The 23,112-nt window shown below is 58.2% G+C and carries 24 protein-coding genes; 7 read left to right on the top strand and 17 right to left on the bottom strand.

All coding sequences use genetic code 11. From position 1 onward, the window contains the following. Positions 1–4: 4 nt before the first annotated feature. From AAAK34_RS02035 to AAAK34_RS02075, 9 genes are read right to left on the bottom strand one after another with little or no spacing between them, the layout of a single operon-like run. Complete coding sequence (locus AAAK34_RS02035; protein ID WP_231696513.1) at positions 5–976, bottom strand: tripartite tricarboxylate transporter substrate binding protein; 972 nt, start codon at positions 974–976, stop codon at positions 5–7. A gap of 13 nt (positions 977–989) precedes the next feature. Continuing rightward, on the bottom strand, positions 990–2,102 hold the full coding sequence (locus AAAK34_RS02040; protein WP_231696514.1) for an enolase C-terminal domain-like protein: 1,113 nt from the start codon (positions 2,100–2,102) through the stop codon (positions 990–992). 1 nt (position 2,103) lies between these two features. Continuing rightward, on the bottom strand, positions 2,104–3,078 hold the full coding sequence (locus AAAK34_RS02045) for a tripartite tricarboxylate transporter substrate binding protein (RefSeq protein ID WP_231696515.1): 975 nt from the start codon (positions 3,076–3,078) through the stop codon (positions 2,104–2,106). Positions 3,079–3,087: 9 nt separating this feature from the next. Beyond that, positions 3,088–4,074, bottom strand: a complete 987-nt coding sequence (locus AAAK34_RS02050) for a tripartite tricarboxylate transporter substrate binding protein (protein ID WP_231696516.1) — start codon at positions 4,072–4,074, stop codon at positions 3,088–3,090. 22 nt (positions 4,075–4,096) lie between these two features. Beyond that, positions 4,097–5,662 (bottom strand): AMP-binding protein, encoded by a 1,566-nt coding sequence (locus AAAK34_RS02055; protein ID WP_231696517.1) that lies wholly within the window; start codon positions 5,660–5,662, stop codon positions 4,097–4,099. Beyond that, a complete protein-coding gene (locus AAAK34_RS02060) occupies positions 5,659–6,120 on the bottom strand; it encodes a MaoC/PaaZ C-terminal domain-containing protein (protein WP_231696518.1) in 462 nt (153 codons plus the stop codon). Before AAAK34_RS02060 ends, AAAK34_RS02055 begins: the two co-directional genes overlap by 4 nt. A 10-nt stretch (positions 6,121–6,130) precedes the next feature. Next, complete coding sequence (locus tag AAAK34_RS02065) at positions 6,131–6,817, bottom strand: dienelactone hydrolase family protein (RefSeq protein WP_231696519.1); 687 nt, start codon at positions 6,815–6,817, stop codon at positions 6,131–6,133. Positions 6,818–6,826: 9 nt separating this feature from the next. Next, positions 6,827–7,993, bottom strand: a complete 1,167-nt coding sequence (locus tag AAAK34_RS02070; protein ID WP_231696520.1) for an acyl-CoA dehydrogenase family protein — start codon at positions 7,991–7,993, stop codon at positions 6,827–6,829. A 14-nt stretch (positions 7,994–8,007) separates the two neighbouring features. Continuing rightward, positions 8,008–8,802, bottom strand: coding sequence for a citryl-CoA lyase (locus tag AAAK34_RS02075; RefSeq protein WP_231696521.1), 795 nt, complete (start codon positions 8,800–8,802; stop codon positions 8,008–8,010). Positions 8,803–8,888: 86 nt separating this feature from the next. On the opposite strand from AAAK34_RS02075, the gene AAAK34_RS02080 reads away from it, so the two are divergent. After that, positions 8,889–9,863: a LysR family transcriptional regulator gene (locus AAAK34_RS02080; RefSeq protein WP_231696522.1), complete on the top strand. Its 975-nt coding sequence runs from the start codon at positions 8,889–8,891 to the stop codon at positions 9,861–9,863. 295 nt (positions 9,864–10,158) lie between these two features. Here AAAK34_RS02080 and AAAK34_RS02085 read toward each other — a convergent pair whose 3' ends face one another. The 5 genes from AAAK34_RS02085 to AAAK34_RS02105 form a co-directional block, all read right to left on the bottom strand. Next, complete coding sequence (locus AAAK34_RS02085; RefSeq protein ID WP_231696523.1) at positions 10,159–11,148, bottom strand: PhnD/SsuA/transferrin family substrate-binding protein; 990 nt, start codon at positions 11,146–11,148, stop codon at positions 10,159–10,161. After that, the gene (locus AAAK34_RS02090) at positions 11,145–12,470 is read right to left on the bottom strand and encodes a Rieske 2Fe-2S domain-containing protein (RefSeq protein WP_231696524.1); all 1,326 of its coding nucleotides are present in this window, start codon (positions 12,468–12,470) and stop codon (positions 11,145–11,147) included. The genes AAAK34_RS02085 and AAAK34_RS02090 overlap by 4 nt, the downstream gene beginning before the upstream one ends. Before the next feature lie 168 nt (positions 12,471–12,638). Beyond that, entirely contained in the window at positions 12,639–13,136 is a 498-nt protein-coding gene (locus AAAK34_RS02095; RefSeq protein WP_431777688.1) for a MarR family winged helix-turn-helix transcriptional regulator, read from the bottom strand. Next, on the bottom strand, positions 13,120–14,334 hold the full coding sequence (locus AAAK34_RS02100) for a Gfo/Idh/MocA family oxidoreductase (RefSeq protein ID WP_431777689.1): 1,215 nt from the start codon (positions 14,332–14,334) through the stop codon (positions 13,120–13,122). The genes AAAK34_RS02095 and AAAK34_RS02100 overlap by 17 nt, the downstream gene beginning before the upstream one ends. Then, the gene (locus AAAK34_RS02105) at positions 14,331–15,299 is read right to left on the bottom strand and encodes a PDR/VanB family oxidoreductase (RefSeq protein ID WP_431777690.1); all 969 of its coding nucleotides are present in this window, start codon (positions 15,297–15,299) and stop codon (positions 14,331–14,333) included. Before AAAK34_RS02105 ends, AAAK34_RS02100 begins: the two co-directional genes overlap by 4 nt. A gap of 151 nt (positions 15,300–15,450) precedes the next feature. Between AAAK34_RS02105 and AAAK34_RS02110 the strand changes: the two genes are divergently transcribed. The 6 genes from AAAK34_RS02110 to infA all read left to right on the top strand — a co-directional run bounded on the left by AAAK34_RS02110 (position 15,451) and on the right by infA (position 20,693). Continuing rightward, a complete protein-coding gene (locus AAAK34_RS02110) occupies positions 15,451–16,425 on the top strand; it encodes a tripartite tricarboxylate transporter substrate binding protein (RefSeq protein ID WP_231696527.1) in 975 nt (324 codons plus the stop codon). Further along, complete coding sequence (locus AAAK34_RS02115; RefSeq protein ID WP_431777691.1) at positions 16,426–17,166, top strand: sulfite exporter TauE/SafE family protein; 741 nt, start codon at positions 16,426–16,428, stop codon at positions 17,164–17,166. A gap of 11 nt (positions 17,167–17,177) precedes the next feature. Next, positions 17,178–17,633 carry a bacteriohemerythrin gene (locus AAAK34_RS02120; protein WP_431777692.1) on the top strand — a complete coding sequence of 152 codons (456 nt, stop codon included), beginning with the start codon at positions 17,178–17,180 and terminating at the stop codon, positions 17,631–17,633. Between the two features lie 170 nt (positions 17,634–17,803). Next, on the top strand, positions 17,804–19,384 hold the full coding sequence (locus AAAK34_RS02125; RefSeq protein WP_431777693.1) for a glycosyltransferase family 39 protein: 1,581 nt from the start codon (positions 17,804–17,806) through the stop codon (positions 19,382–19,384). Between the two features lie 96 nt (positions 19,385–19,480). Beyond that, positions 19,481–20,149: a hypothetical protein gene (locus tag AAAK34_RS02130; protein ID WP_231696531.1), complete on the top strand. Its 669-nt coding sequence runs from the start codon at positions 19,481–19,483 to the stop codon at positions 20,147–20,149. Positions 20,150–20,438: 289 nt separating this feature from the next. Next, positions 20,439–20,693, top strand: a complete 255-nt coding sequence (infA, locus tag AAAK34_RS02135) for a translation initiation factor IF-1 (RefSeq protein ID WP_231696532.1) — start codon at positions 20,439–20,441, stop codon at positions 20,691–20,693. Positions 20,694–20,711: 18 nt separating this feature from the next. Here infA and AAAK34_RS02140 read toward each other — a convergent pair whose 3' ends face one another. From AAAK34_RS02140 to AAAK34_RS02150, 3 genes are all read right to left on the bottom strand, one after another. Beyond that, positions 20,712–21,785 carry a 3-deoxy-7-phosphoheptulonate synthase gene (locus AAAK34_RS02140; RefSeq protein ID WP_231696533.1) on the bottom strand — a complete coding sequence of 358 codons (1,074 nt, stop codon included), beginning with the start codon at positions 21,783–21,785 and terminating at the stop codon, positions 20,712–20,714. Positions 21,786–21,832: 47 nt separating this feature from the next. Continuing rightward, positions 21,833–22,414, bottom strand: a complete 582-nt coding sequence (locus AAAK34_RS02145) for an NnrU family protein (RefSeq protein WP_231696534.1) — start codon at positions 22,412–22,414, stop codon at positions 21,833–21,835. Positions 22,415–22,499: 85 nt separating this feature from the next. Further along, positions 22,500–23,105 carry a TetR/AcrR family transcriptional regulator gene (locus tag AAAK34_RS02150; RefSeq protein ID WP_231696535.1) on the bottom strand — a complete coding sequence of 202 codons (606 nt, stop codon included), beginning with the start codon at positions 23,103–23,105 and terminating at the stop codon, positions 22,500–22,502. Positions 23,106–23,112: the final 7 nt, after the last annotated feature.

The raw sequence follows: 23,112 nt of genomic DNA on the forward strand, positions 1-23,112 counted from the left end.
GTTCTCACTCTGCTTTCACGCCTGTGACTTGAACCATTTTTCTAAGTACCTCAATTTGTTGACCCATGAAAGTGCGAAAAGCCTCGGGGCTTGACGGTGCTCCTTCTACCCCCAGCTTTGCGAGGCGATCTTTTACGTCAGGCATGGCTAATGCGTTGGCGATCTCGCGTGAGAGGCGCTGTACGATTTCTGGCGGTGTGTTGCCAGGGGCAGCGGTTCCGTACCAAGTCATGAAGTCGAACTGGGGGAGTACTTCTGACACAGAGGGCACATCCGGGAACGCGGGCTGACGCTTGGCACTGGAAACTCCCAGTGCTATCAAACGACCATCAGCAACGTAAGGGGCGGCGGAGGATGTTCCGGTAAACATCACCTGAGCGTGGCCGGCAACCACATCAGCCAGGGCGGGCGCTACGCCCTTGTAGGGCACGTGAGTCAGTTCGACACCAGCCATCGAGCGGAACCACTCCATGGAAAGATGGTGCGGCGTACCGTTGCCGATAGAGGCGTAGTTGATGCGGCCCGGCTGGGATTTGGCTAGCGCGATGAAGTCACGCAGATTCTTTGCCTTCAGAGACGGATGAGCCACCATCATCAGTGGCGTGTAAACCAGTTGACTGATGAAGGCAAAGTCCTTCAGTGAGTCATAGGGTAGATTTGGGAAGAACGTCGGATTGATCGCGTGTGAGTCTGTAATCAGCGCGAAGGTGTGTCCGTCGGCTGGTGCCTTTGCCATCAAATCAGTGCCTATGATGGTGCTGGCACCGGGTTTGTTTTCCACTACTACCGGCTGGCCTAATGACTGCGTCATCTTTTGTGCCAACATGCGTGCGACGATATCGGTTCCGCCGCCCGGAGGATAGGGAACGATGAAGCGAATAGGCCGTGACGGCCAGGCTTGCGCACGAACAGTGGGCAGTGTGAGTCCGAGGGCGGCAGCTGCCAATACGTTTCTGCGCGTCAGATTCTTCTGCATGCTCTTGTCTCCTTTATGAATGATTTTTTTCCACGACGGGTGCGCTACGCAGGCGCTGCACACGCTGCCAATCCACCCGTTCAGCCGCACTGGACCAGACTGGCATATCGATGGCACCACCCTGGATGCGTGGGATGTCAGCTAAAACTTGTTCCCGCATCTCCAGGAACCAAGTGACTTCAGCCGGTAGGCTGAGGTGGCCTAATGTGGAGGCCAGCGCGAGTGCCTGCCAAGTGCCTAGTGCGCTTTCTCCAAACATTCCTGTTACGGTAGTTGCCTGCGCGTCTTGTGCGATCCTGCGCATGGCACGCGTGGCCGATAGCCCCAACCGGCCCGGTTTGAGGCTGAATGCGCGCGCACCTGATGCCATGAACTGACGCATATCATCGACACCCCAGCAGTTGAAGTCCACCAAAAGTGGGCCGGGAAGTGCCGACTGAAGCATGGCGAAGTCATGGTTCGGCAGTAGGGCGCACGGGTCTTCCACCACGCGTGCGCCGGCATCAAACATGGCGCGTGCATAGTCCTGCGCTACTCCGGTTGAGTATGCGCTATTAGCGTCCACGTAAAAGCCGACGTTGTCGCCAACCGCAGCTCTCAAGGCGCGCAGCGCGGACAGGTCCTGCTCTACTCCTTGACCACCTTTGATTTTGAGTACGTTGAAGCCATAGCGATCCACCATCTGTGCAGCCTGGCGTGCCATCAAATCAGGTGCTTGACGGGTTACGGTGTAGGAGACTGGTACTCGTGACACACCGCCCCAATTACGCCATAAGGGATCTGCCTGCGCTGCGGCCCGCAGATCCCACAGAGCGTTGTCCAACAAAGCTTTCGGTGCATGCATACCAGGGATGGCTTGCAGCTTTGCAGCGACCTGCGTTTCGTCAGAAATATCAGCGCCTGACAAGCGGGGCAACAGCACTTCGCTCACAGCGGCTGCGAGACTTTGCATGCCGAAGCCGGTCCAGGTCGGCTTTGTCACCATCTCGGCGACGCCGACGTGGCCCTCTTCAGATTCCAAACGGAGCAGCAGGAAGCTGCCGCCTTCCTCAACGATGTCGCTCCACTTCACTGGCCGTGAGTACGGCAGGTGGTAGGTGTGAAAGCTGCTGCGTACTAGACGCATGCTAGTTACGGCTGATGCCGGCCTCTTGCACTACTCGTCCCCATCGGGTCGAGTCACGCTTCATGAACTCTACAAGCGGCGGGCCCGCGAGGAAGGTCGCCTCAGTGCCCAGGCTCCTTAACTTCTCGACTGTTTGAGGTTCACGCATCACACGTTCGATGGATTGCGTGAGTCGGCTCATAACTTGTGGTGGCAACCCCTTTGGTCCGGCGACGCTGTACCAAGCGAGCACTTCGAAATCGGGGTACCCCGATTCGACCGCGGTAGGGATGTCTGGTGCGAGTGGACTGCGCTGCTTGCTGGTGATGGCGATGGCCTTCAGTCGACCTGCCTGAGCCATCTGGAGTGTACCGGCGACAGTTACGAAGGCGAGCGCCACGTCGCCACGAATGACGCCACTAATGGCATCGGACTGACCTTTGTAGGGAACGTGCTGCAGCTTCAGACCCGCCTGTCGGGCGAACAGTTCGCCAGCTAAGTGGCCGCTGGTGCCGTTGCCAGCTGAGGAAAAAGCCAGTTCTCCCGGCTTGCTGCGGGCAAGTTTCACAAGGTCTTGCAACGTCTGCACCGGCAACGATGGATTGACTACCAGGAGGTTGGGCGCGGTGCCGAGCAAGGCGACCGGAGTCATGTCGGCAATCGGATCGTACGACAGCTTGAAAAGGTGTGGGTTCACTGCATGCGTCGGGCTTCCTCCCACCACCAGGCTATATCCGTCGGGCTGCATGTGCAGAACTTGCTCAGTAGCGAGGTTGCCTCCGGCGCCAGGCTTATTTTCCACCACGACGGGCTGTCCAAGGAGTTGTGTTAGGCGTTCTGCCAGATGGCGGGACACGAGGTCTATGGTTCCTCCAGGAGCGAAAGCGACCACCAGTTTTACTGGACGGGTGGGCCAAGTCTCTTGGGCCAGTACTGGCGCAGTACAGCAGGCAAGCGTGACCGCAATGGCGTCGCGGCGTGTAATAAAAGTATTCATTGCGTCTGCTCAATCTAGTTTGATTCCGAGTTCATTGATGTAGGCTCCATACATCGCTCGGTCTTTTTTCAGGTGCTCGGCGAATTGATCAGGCCCCTGATTCAGAAGCTCCAGGCCGACACCGGTGATGTACTTCTGCTGAAACTCTGGCGTCACTATGATTCGAGATACGGTTTGCGCGATCTTTTCGATACGTGCACGCGGGGTGCCGGTAGGCGCCACCAGACCGAACCAGGCACTGGAGTGAAAATTTTGTAGCCCTACCTCTGCGAAAGTAGGCACCTCTGACAGCATGGAAGATCGTTTGGGCGCGGCGATAGCGATTGCGCGTAGTTTGCCGCTTTTGACGATTTGCGCCACCGGCGGTACACCGGTAAAGGCCATCTGTACCTGCCCGCTCAGCAGAGCTGGAACCACGTCCGCCACGCCCTTGTACGGCACGTGCAAGAGTTTTACGCCTGCGATCTTGGCGAACGATTCGGCATCAATGTGGGCTTTGCTACCAGGCCCGTAGGTCCCATAAGTCACAGTGCCAGGCTTTGCTTTGGCTTCTGCGAGCAAATCGGAAAGTGTATTGCCCTTGAAGGCGGGTCCGACCACCAGGACTTCCAGGGTCTCGGCGACGTTGATAACGGGTACCAAGTCCGCCACTGGATCGTATGGCAACTTGGAGTAGAGGTATTGGTTCATCGACACCGTCGGGTCGTTCGCCATCAGGAGGGTGTACCCATCTGCCGGCGCTCTCGCTGTTGCTTGCGCGGCGATGATCGTGTTCGCGCCCGGCTTGTTCTCGACCACCACTGGCTGGCCCCAAGCGGAGGTAAGTTCTTGTGCCATGCCGCGGACCAAGTTGTCAGCCAAGCCCCCAGGAGGGAAGGGGACGATGATTTTCATCGGCTTGCTCGGGAAAACCTCCTGAGCGTAGCTCCAACCCGCGGTGAGGGCTAATGTGGTGGCTAAACCGGTAACGACCATGGCTCGTCGAATTTTCAGCATACCTGTCTCCTTTTTGATTGCGTCAAGAAACCATCCGCGTCTGGTTCTGCCAGTGCGGGGCGCGTAATGCGCGCTTGTCGATTTTGTTGGTGCTTGGTACGCGTGGCATCGCATCAAGGAATTGATAAAACCGAGGGCGTTTGTAGCCTGCGATGAGCTCCTTGCAATGGGCGTCGAGCGTCACCTGATCGGCCTCAAGGCCAGACCTCAGAACCACTGCGGCCAGCACACTTTCACCCCACTTTGGATCGGGAACTCCAATGACAGCCACCTCTGCTACTGCAGGGTGCATCAGAAGCGCTTCCTCCACCTCTCGAGAGTAGATGTTCTCGCCACCTGAGATGATCATGTCTTTTTTGCGATCGACTATGAAGAGGAAGTTGTCATCGTCCAGGTAGCCCATATCCCCGGTATGCAGCAATCCGTCTCTTAATGCCTGAGCAGTTGCGTCCGGCTTGCGCCAGTAACCTTGCATGACCGATTTGGATCGAAGACAGACTTCGCCCACCTCGCCAGTTTTGCACTCGCTGCCGTCGTCGTTCATGATGCGAAGATCTGTGCCCAAGTAGGGCTGGCCTGCTGAGGCTAGTCGCCCACGCTCTTTGGCACTGCCTTCTGGCATGTGCTGGTGCTTTAGTAACGTAGTGCCCAAGCCAGCCTCGGTCATACCGTAGATTTGCATGAAAATGGGCCCGAATACTTTCCGCGCACGGATCGAAAGAGCCACGGACATAGGCGCTGAGGCGTAGCAGACTGTGTGAAGGCTGGAGAGGTCGTACGGTGTGACTTCCTGCACGTCCAACATCATGGTGATCATGGTGGGCGCCAGGTGAGCCGAGGTTACGCGCTGCTCCGCAATGCTGGACAGAATCGCGTTGGCATCAAACTGTCGGTGCAGCACGATCGTGGCACCGGCGACCATATACGTTAAGAGCTCGGTCGGTCCGCCGATGTGGTAGAACGGCATCACGATCAGCATTCGGTCTTGAGATGTGGCCGAATGGCTCAGGGCCTGTGTGCGAGCTTGTTCCAGCTGCCCCTCGTTGCCTAGCATGACCCCCTTGGGTACGCCAGTAGTGCCGCTGGTATAAATCAAAAGGAACGTATCGTCTTCCTGAGCTCGCAATGCCAGTGGCTCAGGGACCGCTTCGGAGATGAGTGTTTCGTAACCGATGTACCATTCGCCGGCTTCCGGCTGGTGATCGAAACACGCGAACAACACATCTTTGGGAAGCTCTTGGCGCAACTCCTTTACGCGTTCGATGTACTCCATCTCGAACATGAGGATGGCTGGCTGCGCATCTTGCAGTATGGCTGCCTGCTCCAGCGTCGAGAGACGGTAATTGATGCCGACTCCAACGTAGCCTCCAAGGCCGGCTGCACCATATACCTCCAGGTATTCTGGGCAGTTGCGCGAAAGTACCGCGATGCGATCCTGCCGCGCATGGCCGCGTGCAGCGAGTGCGTTCACCAGTCGTTTTACACGATCAGCAAATGCGCGGTGCGTTAGGGTGCGGCCCTCGAACCAGAGAGCAGTCTCGCTGCCGAAACTTCGTGCATTGCGCTCAATGAAGTCGCCTATGATCATCCAACATCCTTCAATGCTTGAGTCTTAACCAAGCTCTCAACCACACCTTGCTGGACCAGCCGACCATCGTGTCGCAAAAGTCGGATACGCTTTTTGATCACGCCGCGTGTGCCATCCGACGTGTAGCGTTTGTCCACGATTTCCACCTCGACGTGAACCGTGTCTCCTACGAAAAGAGGCGCTTCATATCGCCACTCCGACATGCCCAGGGCCGCAATCACGTTTTCAGCCAGAGCTGGAAATGGTGTGGCCATGCCCACGGCCACATGCACGCCATAAGTGCCCTGGAAGATGCGTTGACCGCGCGGGGTGCTTGCGGAGTAAATTGCGTCGGCATGTATCGGATGCCAGTCGCCGCTTGTCATGCATGACTGCGTGAGTTCGGCTTCAGTCAGGGTGCGGCCGGAGCTGCGCCAGCGCGAACCGACCGCAAGCGTATCGAAGGATGTGCTGTCCATCGGAGGGCCTTCAGGCGCCGAGCGCATGCCTCAGGAATGTGTTGGTGCGTTCGCGTGCCAAGTCGATGTCGGCCTGAGTTCCCCTCGTGTAGAAACCATGATTTGCATCCGGGTACACATGTGTTTCTACATTTCTGTCCTTCAGTGCCGAGAGGATTTGCTCCCGTACTGGTGTGCTCACGTACGGATCCTCTCCGCCAAAATGCATCATCAGGGGGCGGCATAAGTTTGTGGCTGCCTCCAGGCGTTTTTCGATGCCTACGCCGTAGTAGCTCACAGCTGCATCCACCTCCTTTAGTCCCGCGGCCAAGTATGCGAGCTTGCCGCCCAGGCACATCCCGGCGGCTGCCACCTTGCCTGAGACGCCAGCACGGCTTCGGATATGTTTCGCGGTGGCGCTGATATCTTCCAGGCCATCCTCGTCACGATAACGCTCTACGAAGCCGAAGGCCTTCTGCATGTCTTCCTTGGAGTGACTCAGTTCCACGCCGGGCTCCAGGCGCCAGAATAAGTCGGGTGCATAAGCCAGATAGCCATCTTCAGCGAATCTGTCGGCGATGCCGCGCACGTGTTTCGTGACGCCGAATATTTCCTGAAGCACGATCACGGCATGCCCATTGGGTACCGCGGGTTGGCTGACATATGCCTGGAAGCTACGACCATCGTTCGCCTGGATGGACTCATATTGCGCTGTCATGCTTTCTCCTTAAACGCTATAGCGGCCTGCAATCGCTTCCCGGGCGATTGAACTTTTGTGAATCTCGACGGTGCCGTAGCCGATTGACATGCCACGCACGTCCCTGAAGTGCCTCTCGTACGGATACTCTTCCGACAGTCCGTATGCGCCTGCGAGTTGCATTGCTTCGTTCGTCACACGCACTGCCATCTGATTGACGAAGGCTTTGGTGATTGAGGTGTCTGCCACACTCCCCTGGCCAGCATCTACTCGCATGGCTGCGCGATACAGTAGAGCACGAGCGGCTTCAATATCAATCGCCATGTCGGCGAGCTTCCACTGCAGACCTTGCTGCTCTGCGAGTGGTTTGCCAAATTGCACGCGCTCTTTCAGATGCCCGACGATCGCTTCAAACGCGGATTGCGCCACGCCCAGGCAGACGGTGGGGTTGCCTGAAAGACGGTCGGCATCAAGCACCGCGAACAGATCCCGCATGCGCCCCGCGCCTAGGAGTAGGTTCTCGGCGGGCACGCGGCAATTGTCAAAGACCAATTCAGCCATTCCCGTACCGCGAAGACCCAGCAGATCCAGGTGGTTGCCCACCGTGAAGCCTGGGGTCTCGCGGTCAATCAAGAGAGCTCCCACGCCCTTCATGCCGGGCTCGTCGCTGAGTCTTACAAGTACAAGGAAGAGGTGGGACACCTGGGCCGCCGTGCACCACAATTTGCTGCCATTGACGACAAACGTGTCGCCTTCAAGATGCGCACGGCATTGCACGTTTCCTACATCGGAGCCTGCATTCGACTCCGACATACTCCACGCCGTGAGCAGATCTCCTTTGACAATCGCGGGAAGGTATCTTTGTTTTTGTGCGGGATTCGCAAGCCCTAAGATGGCTCTGGGCGTAGCGCCATCCGTGCAAGAAAAAAGCATGGCTGTATTGGCGCATGCACGAGCCAATTGTTCGGCTACGAGAACGTTCTCCATGAGGCCCAAACCGGCGCCGCCGTGTTCGCTGGGCATGAAAAGTCCGGTGTAGCCATGCTCTGCCAGAACTTTAATGTTCTCTACGGGTGGTCTGTAGTTTTTGTCTGCGCTTGCCGCACCAGGGGCAAACCGCTCTCGAGCCAACGCGGCCACGTTGTCTCGAATGAGACGCTGCTCTTCAGATAATCCAAAGTCTTGCATGGAACTCATGGTGCTTCTGTTCCTCAGTACTGCACGTGAGAGGACGCATCGTGCTCGGTGCGTTCCCAGATTTCTCGCGCGATCGGGTTGCGGAGTTCCTCGGCTATGTGGCCTACGAGTCCGATTGACCGACCTATGACTGCTAGCCCACGGCACAACTTCCAAGGTATCGCCATTTCAGAGGCCAGTGCACCAAGTGCCCCTGTTGCATTGACAGGTAACTGGCCTGGCTTGTTCAACGCCCGCTCGGCTGCTGCAGCGATGTGATTCATGAGCTTCACATGCTTGCCAGAGATCCCGTTCTTGCTCGCGAGCTCAAACAATCTGGTAGCCCGTGGGTCCACTGGCTTATGTATGTTGTGCCCGATTCCCGGGATGGGTTGGCGTGTATCGCGCAGTCGTTTCACGATGGCTTCTGCCATGGCGGGGAGTTCCGAATCTGGCGTGCTGGCGGCATCGCCGCAGAGCGCCTCTTGCAGAATGCGAGCGGCACCCTCTGCAGTGCCTGCGAAGGTCGTACCCATCCCCAATAAACCTGAAGCCACGGCCCCTTGCAGAGATTCTGGCGCGCCCAGGTAAGTAAGCCGGGTGGCGATCGCCATGGGGGTCATGCCGTGCTCGACCAAGGTGGCGAGCATGGCATTGAACACAATGGATTCGGACGGGGTAGGGAGCCGCTTTTGTATCTCCAGGAAGGCGAAGTCACCTAGATTGAGCTTGCCCATGATGTCTTGCATCAGGTCCATACCCTGAACACGGATACGGGTGGTGTCACTCCAGCCCATATCGGATCGAATTTCTTTAGCTTCGCGTGTCATTGCTTGTCTTTCCTCTTGTAGACCACGATGCTATGGTGGCTTCTTGTTTCATCCAATCGATGGCATTCATTTAGACTATTCGTGCCATGGATGAAGAAAAGTTCGACCTCAATTTGCTGAACGTGTTCGATGCTTTGATGACCGACGGCAATCTCACACGAGCTGGCTTCCGCCTTGGCCTGTCTCAGCCTGCCATGAGCCACTCGCTCGCCAAGCTGCGAAAACTCACCGGTGACCCACTGTTCGTGCGCGTTCCCAAAGGCATGCTGCCGACTGAGTACGCGATTCGCATTGCTCCGTCTGTGAGAGAGGGTTTGCGGTTACTGTCCGGCGCGATAAGTGCCGATGAGGGTTTCAATCCACAGTCGTGTCAGCGCACTTTCCAGATTCTGATGAGCGACATTGGCGAGATGATCTATTTGCCTCGGCTCATGGCGAAAGTCAGCAGTATCGCCACGGGGGTGAACATTCGCGTGCTGCAGTTGCCGCGTGAGTCTTATGCTCAGGCTTTCCTCTCGGGGGAGGCTGACTTGGCGATTGGCTTTCTTCCCAATTTGGGTGCGGGCTTCTATCAGCAGCGACTATTTTCCGATAGCTATGTTTGCCTGGTGCGTGAAAATCATCCCCGGGTTCGCACACGTCTTTCCTTAACTCAGTTCGAGCAGGAGTTGCATGTGCTTACGGAGCCCGGAGGGTCGCGATACAGCACGATCTCGCACCAAACTTCCACAACCACCCTGATCGAGCAGTATCTCACCACGCACAAGCTCACGCGGAGAGTGGCCTTGCGCGTTCCTCACTTTCTTGTGGTGCCCGCAGTGGTACAGGCCAGTGATCTCATTGCAACACTGCCGAGCGCGGTGATCAGGTATTCAGCAACGGTATCGGGCGTCAAGATGGTGCAATTACCTTTCGCCGCGCCGAGCTTTGAAGTTAAGCAGTTCTGGCATGAGCGCAACCACGATGATGCGGGTAACCGCTGGCTACGAGGAGTGATCCGAGATTTGTTCAGCCAGAACGGAGGCGAGCCTCCACACGTCGAGACTTTACGTGAGGCTTGAAGCAGACTATCCCTTATTCGACTTTGCGCGGGATTGAAAGCAGAGAAATCCAGCTATTCTGCGCGTCCTTGCGAGCTTTGTCATGTGGGGCTTCGCTGCGCTCAACTCAACCTGCGAGGACCGTCCGAGGTGCTGAGGTTGCGGTATGAGGTCAAGTCGCTTTGATGTGAGCGCAACCTGATAAAGCTGGCAATCTTTGGCGGAGCCGGCTCTTCCGCGATTTGCACAGTGAAAAGTAAAACGGCTCCCGATCAACGAGAGCCGCAAGCAGGCTTAGATTCCGAGTAATGCCGTGTTAGATCGCATAGCTCTCATACGTAGCGGGATGGAACACCTGGTCGACCGAGAGCTGCCTGGCTGATAGGCCCTGCGAGAAGTGATACCTCAGGAAGGTCTCGATCGTCTTGCGGTTGGGCGCAACGCCATAGGACCAGTAATCTTCGCCCATGGTTTCCCGTGCAGCTTTAAGCTGTTCCTCGACGAATGGCAAGGTGACTTTGGTGGCAGAAGTGTCTGACAGAGCTTCCAGTGCAGCCGCCTTCGATTGGGAGAACGCTTTGAACACAGCGCCGGGCAGCCAGGGGTGAGCCTCGGCAATCGTTTTGCGTATACCCACCACGTGCATGATGGGGAAGACGTTAGTTCTGCGATAGTAGTCTTTCGCGACCCCCGTAGGGTCATCGAACAACCAGCCCACATTCGGGTTGTTCAATACGTGTGCGCTAGGCGGCCTTGGCGCCATGAACGCATCGATGTCGCCGCGATCAAGCATCTCAGAGATCGTGACACCTTCCGGCGCAGATTCGAGTCTGACACCGGGTGGCAACTGAAGCGCGATCTTTTCGGGACGACCCGGAGTTTCGATGCCGCCGCGTACCCACGTGACATCTTCAGGTCTGACGCCGTAATCGTCTTGCAGGAAACCTCTTGCCCATACGTTTGCGCTCAGTTGATACTCGGGAAGACCAATACGCTTTCCCTTTAGATCCTCCGGCTTCTTGATGCGGTCCTTGCGCACGTAGATCGACGTATGCCGAAATGCACGGGAAAGAAACACCGGCACCGCCACATATGGGCAATCGTCCTTGGCTGTTTTGACTGTATAGCTTGAGAACGACAATTCGCAGATGTCGAACTCTTCGTTACGCATGGCCCGAAAGAACATTTCTTCCGGATAGAGCGCCATGTAAACGGGGTCCACGCCGTCGATCTGTACGCGTCCGTCCAACAGGGCTCGTGTGCGGTCATAGTCGCCCATGGCGACCGAAAGTCGAAGTTTGCTCATTGTTGGTTGACTGAGTAGGAAGGTTCAGTTTCTGAGGGGTGGCTTGCTTCGTCCAGCCAAACGTAGCGTACATCATGCGCCCGCCAATCGATTGTCTTTGGAACCACCGCTTGGTATGCACACACGGAGTTGGGGATGGCTGCGTCGCCTGTGCCAATGGCCGGTTTACCGGCTTCAACTGCGCGCACCGCTTCCAGCATCTGTTTGCGAAACTCCACGATGGCAAGATCGCTTGCGCCTAGGCGGTCATGCGAGCGATCCGCGATCGGCCCCATGCTGAGCCACATCGCCACATCCTGATTCGGGAAACCTTTGATTCCGGTGAAGTTGCCCGCTTTCATGGCCTGACGGTCTTGCCAGAAGCGGTTTTCTTCGTTGCGCAGCGGCCGATACCGATCGTCGAGATCAATGCCCACGGTCTGTCGCAGGAAAACTCGCCAGGTGGCGGTTTCCGGAGTCTTGCTGGGGTGGCCCCAGGCAATGAAGTAAAACGCTGTGGTGACATCGTCTACCGGAACATTCACGTTCGCTACGTTGTACAGGTTGTTCGGCGGAATAAGTACTGAAAACGGAGCGACGAAAACAGTCGAGCGGACATACTCGTGTGTGGCGGCGTCCTTGATTGGCCGACGAATGGCCGCGTAGCGGAACCCGTAGGAGCCGCGCTGAACTTGCATGCGCGGAGCCTTGTCGGTCGAAGGCCTGAGCCAGTTGTGATCGGTTGCCTTGGCACCTTCTACGCGAGCAGGAACCATGTCCGAAGAATGCAGACTGGAGCTGTGCGCGGAGTCGATGGCACCTTCAAGAACCTGCGCCCAGTTGCACGGAAGGATCACCTTCGCGACGGAAACACGCGTATCAGCTGTGGGCGCCCAAGGTGGGGGCACGAATTCAGGAGCTGAATCAGCGGCGCCAAACCAGGCCCAGACGAAGCCTCCCCACTCTTTCGTCGGATAGGCTTTGTGCTTGACTTTCTCTGCAAATCCGCTGCTGGCGGGCTCGGAAACCATCTCCAGCACATTGCCGGAAGTATCCATCTTCCAGCCATGGTAGAGGCAGCGTAGGCCGCCTTCTTCATTGCGCCCGTAAACGAGTGATGCCCGGCGGTGCGGACACTTTTCATCGAGCACACCTACCTTGCCGTCTGAGTCCCGGAACACCACAAGATCCTCGCCATAGATGCGGGCCTTCACCGGATCGCCGTCGCGTTCCAACACTTCCTCAATGAGGCATACGGGTGTCCAATGCTGGCGCATCAGTTTGCCCATGGGAGCTTCACCTTCCACGCGGCACAGCAGGTCATTTTCCTGGGTTGTCATCATCGCGACTAGTCTCCTATCTGAACGTCACGCCGCAATTATTATTCGATATCTAAGTATTTGCAAGGTGCAGGTTGCTTATGCCCGGCGTTCCCAAATGCGCGCAGTGACCCCAGTAATAAAAAAGGATTGTCGTGAACTGAACTGCCCGCAGACATGTTCAGCGTTGACTCAGGTGGGTTCAGTTCCTTCAGCCTCATCTGCTGCCAGGTTCTCGATCATCTCAAGCAAGGCCTTGCGCACGGTGGCCACCGTGCGGGGGCTCATGCTTTGCACGCAGATGGCGTTGACCTCTTCGGCCAGAGGAACCAGTACAGACTCGAGCGCGCGTCCTTTGTCGGTCAGGAAGACGTGCATGTTTTTGCGGTTACCCGCCAAGTGCCGCCGCTCAATCAGGCCCAGGGCTTCCATGGCCTTGACCGCACTGAAGGTGGTGGGCTCCATCACGCCGGCTGCTTCACTTAGTTGTCGCTGGGTCTGCCCATCCTGGATCCACAGAATGCGCAGGAATGCCCAGTGTCCAAACGACACGCCGTGTTCAACCAACCTGGCTTGAAGCGCTTTGGTTTGCATCCTGGCGACATCACGGACGAGGTGAGCCAGGCGATCTTTGGGGAGGGTCTCTCGCCAGTGTTGAAGAACGGCTTTGGTGCTATCTTGGGTGGGCATTTGGCATGCGGGAGGGAGTGACCTGATGGCATAGTGGAATGTCGCGCCGGCTGGCGTCCGATTCCAGCATGGCCAGGCAAACCTCTACGGTGGCAAGTGACCATTCTCCATCATGCAACGGCGGACATTCTTCACGGCCCGCTCGCCATACCTCGTCAATCACCTCCGCACGTGGGACCGGGGGCAGTGGAGTGGCAAGGAGTTGCGTGCCACTGGCGTCGATCACCTCCACTCCTGACGGCGTCAATCGCAGATCAGCGTCATCACAGCTTACGATGACAGGCCCAAAATGCTGAAATGCGGCCGGTGGCTGGGGGGTGGGTAGCTTGAAGGCGCTACCGCCGAAATTGCGTTCGGCCTTGAGTGCCACCTCGGCGGCTTCATCGCGGGCATTGGTGAGTCGGGCGCGCGTTTGCTGGTGGGAATCGAGCGCTTTGGGTGTCCCCATTTCACCGGTGCCGTTCATCCATCGATCCGTATCAAAAAAACCATAGCCGTTGTAGCTGATCGATGCAAAAGCCCCTCCCTTGAAGCTCAGAAGCGCGCTGTAGGCGCCCTCGGTCGGGCGCCTGGGATCCCAGCGCCCTAGACGCGCCCGAACCGAGTCGACAAGACCTCCGCCCAACAAGCGAACCATGTCGACCTGATGAGCCGCTTGGCTGAAGACCACGCCGCCACCCTGGCGGGTATCAAGCTCTTCGGGCCTTCTCGGCCGATACATGAAGTCCGTGTACTGCAGCGCTTCAATCATGCGAACCTCGCCATACTGGCCGCCTGCGACCAACTCTCGCGCATTCAGCACGGGGGTGTTGAAGCTATGACTATGACCGACGATCAGCCAAACACCTGCTTTTTTACAGGCATCCACCATCCGCGCGCCTTCTTCCAGCGTAATGGACAATGGCTTCTCAACAAGCACGTGCTTGCCATGTGCGGCTGCCATTTCCACGTGCCTTGTGTGGAGCTGATGCGGCGTGGCCACATAAATCCACTCTACGCTCGGGTCGGCGCACACCTCTTCTTCAGTGGCGCATGCCTTGCCGCCAAACACGGATTCAAACGCGCTCCTGGCGGAAGCCCTGGGGTCGAAAGCCGCTACAAGCCGGACGCGCTGGTCGCCCAGGAACGTCGGCAGCATGAGCGTGAATGCGCGCCCCATGCCGAGCACGCCAAAGCGAATGGGGGCCGGAGCGCTCATAAGTCGATCACCAATCTGCCCGCCTTTGCGCGGGAGACGCAGATCATGATGTGACTAGACTTTTCCTCGTCAAGCAGCACCATGTCCCGATGATCCGCCTCTCCCTCCAGCAGGGCCGTCTTGCAGGTGCCACAGGTGCCGCTTTCGCATGAACTGGCCGCGTGGATGCCATGCTCGCGTGCGACCTCAAGGATGGAGCGGCCCACGGGAATTTCCAGGTCCATCCCGGATTTTGCCAGGCGAACTGTAAAAGCCTGGTCGTCCGCGTGAATCTTGGTGTCGCCGCCAAAGCTTTCAAAATGGACGGTGCTGCTCGGCCAGTGTCCCGTCATGTCTCGCACCGCATCCATCAGACCGCGGGGGCCGCAGCAATAAACATGCTGGCCTGTGAGCGTGCCGGGTTTTTCCAGTGCTGGCCAGAGGTCATAGGAGTTGGACGGGTCGCCTCTGTCATGATGAATGACGACGTGGGACTTGAGGTCTGAGTTCTTGATCTCGTCCAGGAACGCCGTGCTTTCGGGATCGCGCGTGAGATAGTAGAGTTTGAACTTGCGCTCACCTTCGGCAAGCAGTGTGCGCGCCATGGCGAGCACGGGCGTGATGCCAATGCCACCTGCGACAAGAATGAAGCTTCTTGCCCGTTCGTCGAGCTCGAAAAGGTTTTCTACCCCGCCGACCTCCACGGTGTCCCCTACCTTGAGCTGATCGACCATGCTCATGGATCCGCCCCTGCCCTGCGCCTCCCGCTTGACGGCAATGACGTATCGGTCTGTCTCATCGGGGGCGTTGCAAAGTGAATACTGGCGTGTATGGCCGGAGGGCGTCTTGACCTTGATGTGTGCGCCTGGGGTGGCGGGCGGAAGCGCAGCCCCCTCAGGATGACGAAACTCGAACAACTGGATACCCTGCGCGGCAGGTTCAGATCGGGTCACTATTAGGCGTGAAAAAATCGTGTCTGTATTCATGGCGGTAGGCATGTCTGAGGGATTCCGTGTCTTGACAAGCATCAATGCTTGCGTCAGACTTTATATCTTAGGAAGCTAATCATTTTTGCGCAAGTCACTTCCATCATCTGTAGCGACGGGTGAGCGCAACTCATACAACAGGAAACAATCCATGGTGAGATACATCTGGTCTGCATTTGGCGTTGCCGTCGCGCTGGCGTCTATCCCTATGGGGGCGAGCGCGCAAACTTATCCGTCCAAGCCGATCAAGTTCATCGTGCCCTACGCGCCTGGTGGCCTGCCAGACACGGTGGCTCGTTGGGTTTCGCAGCGTCTTACCGAGCGCCTGGGCCAGTCCGTGGTGGTAGACAACAAGCCCGGCGGCAATGGTGTGGTGGCTTATCAGGCGCTCCTGCAAAGCACCCCCTCGGACGGGCATGCGTTCATTGTGTCGGACGGATCGATGCTTTCGATCACCCCGCAGATCAACAAGAGCGCCACATACCGCATCGGTAATGAACTGGTGCCTGTGTCGATGATCGCCACCTCCCCGCTCTTCATCGTGGCCCACCCCAAATCAGGGGTTAACAGCTTCAAGGAGTTTGTGGACGCAGTCAAGGCAAAACCTGGGGAATTTTCCTACGGCTCTTCCGGCATTGGAAGCACCCACCATCTGACCATGGAGGCGCTCAAGGCCGCCCTGAACCTGGATGTGCGGCACATTCCGTTCCGTGGTTCTGGTCAGTCCACCCCGGCTCTGGTGGGTGGTCAAGTGGAGTTTTCCGTCGCGGCACTGCCTTCAATTGCAGGCTTTGTGAAGGCCGGTCAGGTCAAACTGTTGGCAAGTAATGCGCTGGAGCGCTCCAAGCAGGCGCCAGATATTCCCGCGGTGGCTGAAACCGTGCCTAACTTCAACTTTGCCGTGGTGGTGGGGGTTCTGGGAAGCAAGGATACACCGCAGTTCGCCATCGACCGCATCAGCAAGGAAATCTCCGAAGTGGTCAAGATGCCTGAACTGATCAAGTCATTCAATGATGCAGTGATAGAGCCCGTGGGTGCTGGCCCGGCTGAATATCTCAAGGTCATCCAGCGCGAGAACGAAGCCATGGCCAAAGCGGGTAAAGCGGCCCAGATCGCTGCGAACTGATTGGACTCGGAGTTCTCCATTTGGTGGTGGTCCGCCGCGGCACTCGTGCTTGGCGGGATCATCAAGGGCGCCCTCGGTGTAGGCCTGCCCCTCGTGTCAGTTCCCATTCTTTCGCTGTGGCTTCCTTCTGGCCGAGCGATAGGCTTGCTGAGCGTTCCGGTCATCTGGTCGAACCTCGTTCAGGCCAGGAGCGGCGGATTAGGGTTTGCTGGCTGGCGCCGTTTTCGCGGTTTGATCGTGACGCAGCTCGTGGTCACGGTTCTGACCGTCCGTCTGACCGCCGATCTGCCGGCACGCGAGCTGAACATTTTGATCGCGGGAGCCGTGCTTCTGGCGGTGCTGTTGATGTCGCTGCCTGCGCGGCTTTCGGTGCCCGCCGGTCAAGAGCGTTACTGGGGGCTGGCGGTAGGCGCCTTCGCAGGTTTGCTCGGCGGAGCCTCATCGCTCACTGGGCCGATCGTGATTTCCTACTTCATGGCACTCAAGTTGCCGCGCGAAGAGTTCGTCCGTAGCATCAGTCTGGTGTATCTTGCAGGGTCTTTGCCACTTTATGGGGCTATGCTGGTTTTTGGCCGCATCAGCTGGGCAGACGTCGGCTTGTCATTGCTGGCCATGGTGCCGGTGCTGCTGGGCATGCGAATGGGCCAGGCTGTGCGTCAGAGGCTGAACGAAGTTCTGTTCCGCCGGTTCATACTCCTTTTCCTGGTGGCCGTTGCTATCATGTTGTTCATGAAAGGTTAGGTTTTCAGGTTATGGATGTCAGCAATTCAGAGAAACCCTTGGTCTGGACCGACATGCTCCTGCTCGGTTACGGCCCCATGGATGGCACACACCGCGAGTTCGTGGAGGTCGTCAGCGCCCTGCAGGCGGCTGCAGACCACGATCTGGCTCGGCGGCTCGACGCCGTGCTGGACCATCTGGACAGGCATTTCGCCGAGGAAGCCACCTGGATGCGCGAAACCGGCTACCCGGCAGCTGACTGCCATGTGGACGAGCATGGCGCCGTGCAGGCGTCTGGCCGTGACGTGAAGCAGGCTCTTGCCAGCGGAAACACGGAACTCTGCAGGCGCTTTGCCGATGAGCTGGCCAAGTGGTTTCCGGGGCATGCCGACTACCTGGATGCTCCCCTGGCCCAGTGGCTTTCCAAGAAGAGCTTGGGTGCCATACCGGTGGTGTTGAAGCGGGGTGCGGCGCGGGTTCAGTCTTAGAGCCTGTCCGTAACGTCCTCGCGGGTGGGAGCGGATCAATAGAATCCGTGGATTGTTTTCGATCTCAAGGATTGGGCGCTTGAGATTGTGATCTTTTCGCAGCGCCATCCCCCACCTTGCATGAACTCTACTGAGACGTTTTCTCCTTCAGCACGCCTGCCGTCTCGCACGTGGCAGTCCTACGGCGCCGATGTCGGGTTGATCGCCGGGCTGCTCATTTTTCCTCGTCATGGCTCCTGGTTCTTGCATTTACCAGGAATACGCCTCCGCTTGACAACGTAGAGCAGTGGGTCTGGTCACAAGGGCTCGCATGGGGCTACTACAAGCATCCACCCCTACCCACCTGGCTGGCTGCCGCCCTGCACGCCGTGGTGGGGCGCTCGGCCGTATGGGTTTCCATTCTGGGTGCAGCCTGCCTGACCCTGGCACTCTGGCTATATGCCCGCCTTTTGACCGAACTGCGTGGGCGTGCATTTGCCCAGTTGTCGGTGCTGGCCGCGATGTGCATCACCTATGCCACGCAGAGGCACGATCTTTACAACCACAACACCGTCATGCTTCCACTGATGGCGGGCGTGGCCTGCCTGATGTGGCGTGTGGCCGTGGCCCCAAGCATGCGAACGTGGCTGGGAATCGGGTTGCTGATGGGGCTGGGGCTGCTTACCAAATATCAGTTTGCCTTGGTGGGGGCCTGCGTCGTGCTGTGGTGGCTGCGCATAGGTGGCTGGCGGCAGAAGGTTCATGTCTGGGGAGCGTTGCTGGCTGCGTTGGCCGCCATCGTGGTGTTCATGCCGCACATCTGGTGGCTGGTGGAGTCGGACTGGCTGCCTTTGCAGTACGCCAGCCAGAGTTCGCTGGGCGCCCATCTGCCTTTGGAGGAACGCCCCGCCCACGTCGTGTTGTGGGTCTTCGACTGGCTGGGCAACCGTCTGCTGCCTGCTTGGCTGCTCCTCGTGGTGGCCTGGCTGGGGCTGAAAAATTCGGTTCGCTGGCCGGTCAGGGGTGGCAACTCAGTGCCGTCAGTTCCACCAAATGTTGTCGAGAATGGCACCAGAGAGTCCCCTCATGACAGTGCCTACTCGCGCGATTTGCTGCTTCTTTTGGGCTTTTCCCCGCTGGTTTTGATGGTCTTGCTGGGTCTTTCCACCGGCATGCGCTTGCAATTCAAGTGGAGCACCGCATTCTGGCTGTGGACCATCCCGGCCATCATGGTGCTCGTGCCAGCTTTCACGGCTTCTCTGAGAGTCTCCCCCTGGAGGATGCCCCTGGTTGTCGGCATCTTCGTCCTGCTGCAAAGCGGTTTACTGCTGTGGCAAGTGAGGTCATCTACACCCTGTTCCCCGGAGCGCGTTTGCCCCTGGTCGCAGCGCTCATTCGACGAAGCAGCCCGTTTGGCCGATGCATTTTCTCGTGAAAACCTGGGCGGACCGGTGCAAGTTCTCAGCGGGCCTTATGGCGTGACCGGACTCCTGGCACAGCGGCTGCAGCGTTCTTCTGACGAGGTGCCTGCTGTGCTGATTGATGGCGACTTGGCCAAGAGTCCGTGGCTGGACGCTCAGACGCTTGCGACCTCGCGCGTTGTTCAGGTATGGCCCGGCTGCGACATGCCGGCCGGTGCTCAACGAATCATGACTGGGTGGTATGTCACCTTGCCCGGGATCCGTCCCATTCAAAGCCCTGAATATTTTCAATCGGCCACCTGGATGATTGCTGTCGCCAATGGGGGAGGCACTTACGTGTCATGCCCTTGATGCTATGGGGGTATGCGGCGCTTGCATCGACAGGTTTGCGCGCGCAGAGACACAAGCCGTATCATCGTACGTGTAACGCTACAGCGCTGTATCTTCATGGAAGCGGAAAACCTCAACGAACGCCCCCGTGGTCCTCTGCAGGAATCCGAAGGTTCCTCGATGCGGTGGATCATTGCCGTGTTCGCGATAGCGCTGTTGGGCCTGGGAGGGTATAGGGGCTATCAGTGGTGGGTTGCCGACCTTGAGTCCCAGCGTGTTGAAACGGTGCAGGGGCAAGGCACTGTTGCCGGACCCACTTCAACCACCCCGGAGTCGGATCTTGCACCACCTGGTCCGGTCAGCGTGCAACCGGCAAAAACCAGCCCGAGACCTGCCCCATCAGGTGAGCCTTTGCCCCCTGCTGTCGTCGGCGGTCGCATCCAGAAGTGCATCCTTGACGGCAAGGTCACCTACACCGATGAAGCTTGTGCGGCGGGCGCGTCCATGGAGCCCGCCAGAGACAAGATGGCCGCCACAGCGCCTTTTCTGGCGGCCGATGCCAGGCCCAGCCAGCGAGATGCGGCGTGTCGGTATCTCTCCGCTGAAGTTTCTCGCCTGGACTATGAGTTTCAGCAGACGCTGCCACCACCCGTGCTCGACGCAATCGCCTCAGACCTTAAAAGTATGAGGGAGCAGGCTTCTCATCTGAAGTGTCCAATAGCCCTGAATGAACCAGTCAATCCCAAGACGAACACGAAGGTGATTCAGGAGAAAGAGAAGCGATGAAAATGGCAGCTGTTCCCCAGACAGGTGCCTGTCTAACGTTGGATTTTTCTAACAGCAAAAAGAATTTTCTCGATTTAAAATTCTAAATTAGTCAAAAAAAGGGCGAACTTACTGGAGCCCGGTTGTTGCGTCAGTGGGAGCAAGCGCGCCAGCGCATAGTGAAAAAAGCCAAGCCGCTGGAACAATCGGTGCGCCGTGCGCTAAGACCGCTTTGCCCTTTTCTTGCCGACGCCGGTGCATTGTGTGTGTGCCGGCCGGCAGGGTCTGTTCAACGCATGGGGAGCCACTGATGGCCAAGGAAGAACTGATTGAAATGCAGGGCGTCGTCAACGAGGTCCTACCCGACACGCGTTTTCGTGTCACGCTGGACAATGGGCATGAACTAATTGCCTACTCGGCGGGAAAAATGCGCAAGAACCACATCCGCATTTTGGCAGGTGACCGCGTTTCGCTGGAGCTGTCACCTTACGATTTGTCCAAGGGTCGCATCAATTTCCGGCACCTCAATGGCCGCGGACCCATGCCGTCTCGCAGCCCCCGGTAAGAGGGCTGACGGGTCTTCTCAGCCCCGGCGAGCGCGCACGGCTTCGGCCAACCCGCGCAACACCGGTACTGTTTGCTCAAAGCTGATGCAGGCGTCCGTAATGGAAACTCCTGGCTTCAGTGGCTGGTCAGGCACGATGTCCTGGCGGCCTTCTTCCAGATGGCTCTCAATCATCAAGCCCATGATGCGTGCGTCGCCCGCCGCCACCTGCTGAGCCACATCATTGGCCACCAGAATCTGCCGTGCATGCTGCTTGGAAGAGTTGGCATGCGACACATCAATCATGACCTGCTCGCGCAGGCCGGCTGACTTCAAAAGCACGCACGCTGCTTCGACATCCGCGCTGGAGTAATTTGGTGCCTTGCCGCCGCGCAAAATGACGTGGCAGTCATCATTGCCTCGCGTCTCGAAAATGGCGCTCTGGCCCATTTTGGTCATGCCCATGAACGCATGGGGTGAGCGCGCCGCGACGATCGCATCGGCCGCCACTTTCACACCGCCATCGGTGCCATTCTTGAAGCCCACCGGGCAAGACAGCCCACTGGCCAATTGCCGATGGCTCTGGCTTTCGGTGGTGCGAGCGCCAATGGCTCCCCAGCTCACCAGATCGCTGATGAACTGTGGGCTCAGCAAGTCCAGAAACTCGCAGCCCACGGGGAGCCCCACGTCGAGAATGTCCAGCAGCAGGCGGCGCGCCATCCGCAGCCCTTCATTGATGGCGAAGCTGCCGTCCAGGTGCGGGTCGTTGATATATCCCTTCCAGCCCACCGTGGTGCGCGGCTTCTCGAAGTACACGCGCATGACGATGATCAATTCGTTTGCCAGCGCATCAGCCTCGGCCTTCAACCGGCGCGCATATTCCATGGCCTGGTCATGATCGTGAATGGAGCATGGCCCCACCACCACGACCAACCGATCGTCCGCGCCATGCAGCACCTTCGAAATCGCTGCGCGGCTTTCTTCTACCAGTATCTGGGCTGGCTCTGGTGTGGGCAAATCCTCCACCAGTAAGGCAGGAGTGATCAGAGGGCGCACTGCTGCGATGCGCGTGTCGTCAATGCGTGTCGTGTCGTGAGTGGATTCCGGGTTCATCTTTTGATTATCAGGTCTTTGAGCAGGCCTCTTGGAGGCGCTGCCCTTCAGCGCCCCAGGGGTGCTATGCCAATCCAGGCCGCGTGAGCCCAGAACGCAAACGCTGCCCAGGCGACCAGGCCGGCAACTACCGCCATCAACGTCCCGGCCAGCGTGCCGGGCTGGTAGACCGTGCCCAGCGCACGATCACGCTGCCTGGCCGCCCGAAAGTCCAGAATCGCCCACAGCAGGAAAGCGCCAAACAGCACCGCGTTGGCCAGTGTGCTGGTAGCCAGCAGGTGCCCAAAAGCCCACAGCTTTACTCCCAGCACCATCGGATGATGAAGGCGGGACCGGATCTGATTGCGCGGCACATAGGCCGCTGCAAGGAGCACGAAGGCCAGCAGCGTGAACAGCGAATTGAGATGCTTCATGGCCACAGGTGGCGACCACAGCACGACCGGTTGCTGCCGAGCGATTCCGAAACCCCAGATGATGAGTGCGAAGCCGAGGAGCGAAACCACCGAGTAGACGCCCTTCCAGGGCTTCTCCCCCACCCGCGCGATCGTCTGAGTGCGCCAGCCCTCGGCGAAGATGCGTGTGGAGTGCACGCCGAGAAACAAAATAAGACCGAGGACAAGAATGAACATGACAGCAAAACTCCGGATGCGCTCAGGCGGGTTGGTTCATTATGAGGCCTTACTATGACCCCTGAAGGCAGCGCCGCCGAGTGGCCTAGGCGGGCCCATAAGCGGCCATGAACATGGCGACAGCGCGCTGGACCATTGACCTGATTTCTTTGGCGGAAACTTGATCCAGCGTCTGGAACAGGAAACGATCCAGCAGCTCGGATTCGAGCAGGGCTCGCAGATGCAACGAGGCGATGCGGGCATCGGCCTGTCTTAACTTTCCAGACTTCATGGCCTGTTGCAAGAATGCGGCGAGGGCAGCTTCGCTGCGCACTGGGCCGAGTTTGTAGCACTGTTTGCCCAGTTCCGAACGTCCGGCCTCGGCCACAATCATGCGGCGTACTGCCTGTACGTCTGGTGCGTAGAGCAGGGTGAGCAAGCCTCGGCCGAAATCTTCCAGGGCCTTGGTCATGTCCTCGACATCGGTGTTCAGGGCGGACAGGGTGGCCTGGAACTCGATCTCGGTCGCGCCGAAGGCAACGGCGGAGAACAACTCTTCCTTCGACGAGAAGTAGTTGTAAAGCGTGGCCTTAGAGTAGCCCAGCCTCTCGCAGATGGCCGCCATGGTGGCTCGCTCGAACCCCATTTCCTGAAAAACGTCAGAAGCGGCCTCCAGGATCGCCTGTCGCCTTGTCTCGCTTTTGGCACGCATGTCAACT

This window comes from Ottowia caeni (assembly GCF_050821495.1).
Taxonomy (GTDB): Bacteria; Pseudomonadota; Gammaproteobacteria; order Burkholderiales; family Burkholderiaceae_C; genus Ottowia; species Ottowia caeni.

Bases quoted from the DNA above. Each gene is read 5' to 3' on its own strand.
- AAAK34_RS02035 (WP_231696513.1), bottom strand. From the start codon at position 976: ATGCAGAAGAATCTGACGCGCAGAAACGTATTGGCAGCTGCCGCCCTC.
- AAAK34_RS02040 (WP_231696514.1), bottom strand. From the start codon at position 2,102: ATGCGTCTAGTACGCAGCAGCTTTCACACCTACCACCTGCCGTACTCA.
- AAAK34_RS02045 (WP_231696515.1), bottom strand. From the start codon at position 3,078: ATGAATACTTTTATTACACGCCGCGACGCCATTGCGGTCACGCTTGCC.
- AAAK34_RS02050 (WP_231696516.1), bottom strand. From the start codon at position 4,074: ATGCTGAAAATTCGACGAGCCATGGTCGTTACCGGTTTAGCCACCACA.
- AAAK34_RS02055 (WP_231696517.1), bottom strand. From the start codon at position 5,662: ATGATCATAGGCGACTTCATTGAGCGCAATGCACGAAGTTTCGGCAGC.
- AAAK34_RS02060 (WP_231696518.1), bottom strand. From the start codon at position 6,120: ATGGACAGCACATCCTTCGATACGCTTGCGGTCGGTTCGCGCTGGCGC.
- AAAK34_RS02065 (WP_231696519.1), bottom strand. From the start codon at position 6,817: ATGACAGCGCAATATGAGTCCATCCAGGCGAACGATGGTCGTAGCTTC.
- AAAK34_RS02070 (WP_231696520.1), bottom strand. From the start codon at position 7,993: ATGAGTTCCATGCAAGACTTTGGATTATCTGAAGAGCAGCGTCTCATT.
- AAAK34_RS02075 (WP_231696521.1), bottom strand. From the start codon at position 8,802: ATGACACGCGAAGCTAAAGAAATTCGATCCGATATGGGCTGGAGTGAC.
- AAAK34_RS02080 (WP_231696522.1), top strand. From the start codon at position 8,889: ATGGATGAAGAAAAGTTCGACCTCAATTTGCTGAACGTGTTCGATGCT.
- AAAK34_RS02085 (WP_231696523.1), bottom strand. From the start codon at position 11,148: ATGAGCAAACTTCGACTTTCGGTCGCCATGGGCGACTATGACCGCACA.
- AAAK34_RS02090 (WP_231696524.1), bottom strand. From the start codon at position 12,470: ATGATGACAACCCAGGAAAATGACCTGCTGTGCCGCGTGGAAGGTGAA.
- AAAK34_RS02095 (WP_431777688.1), bottom strand. From the start codon at position 13,136: ATGCCCACCCAAGATAGCACCAAAGCCGTTCTTCAACACTGGCGAGAG.
- AAAK34_RS02100 (WP_431777689.1), bottom strand. From the start codon at position 14,334: ATGAGCGCTCCGGCCCCCATTCGCTTTGGCGTGCTCGGCATGGGGCGC.
- AAAK34_RS02105 (WP_431777690.1), bottom strand. From the start codon at position 15,299: ATGAATACAGACACGATTTTTTCACGCCTAATAGTGACCCGATCTGAA.
- AAAK34_RS02110 (WP_231696527.1), top strand. From the start codon at position 15,451: ATGGTGAGATACATCTGGTCTGCATTTGGCGTTGCCGTCGCGCTGGCG.
- AAAK34_RS02120 (WP_431777692.1), top strand. From the start codon at position 17,178: ATGGATGTCAGCAATTCAGAGAAACCCTTGGTCTGGACCGACATGCTC.
- AAAK34_RS02130 (WP_231696531.1), top strand. From the start codon at position 19,481: ATGGAAGCGGAAAACCTCAACGAACGCCCCCGTGGTCCTCTGCAGGAA.
- infA (WP_231696532.1), top strand. From the start codon at position 20,439: ATGGCCAAGGAAGAACTGATTGAAATGCAGGGCGTCGTCAACGAGGTC.
- AAAK34_RS02140 (WP_231696533.1), bottom strand. From the start codon at position 21,785: ATGAACCCGGAATCCACTCACGACACGACACGCATTGACGACACGCGC.
- AAAK34_RS02145 (WP_231696534.1), bottom strand. From the start codon at position 22,414: ATGTTCATTCTTGTCCTCGGTCTTATTTTGTTTCTCGGCGTGCACTCC.
- AAAK34_RS02150 (WP_231696535.1), bottom strand. From the start codon at position 23,105: ATGCGTGCCAAAAGCGAGACAAGGCGACAGGCGATCCTGGAGGCCGCT.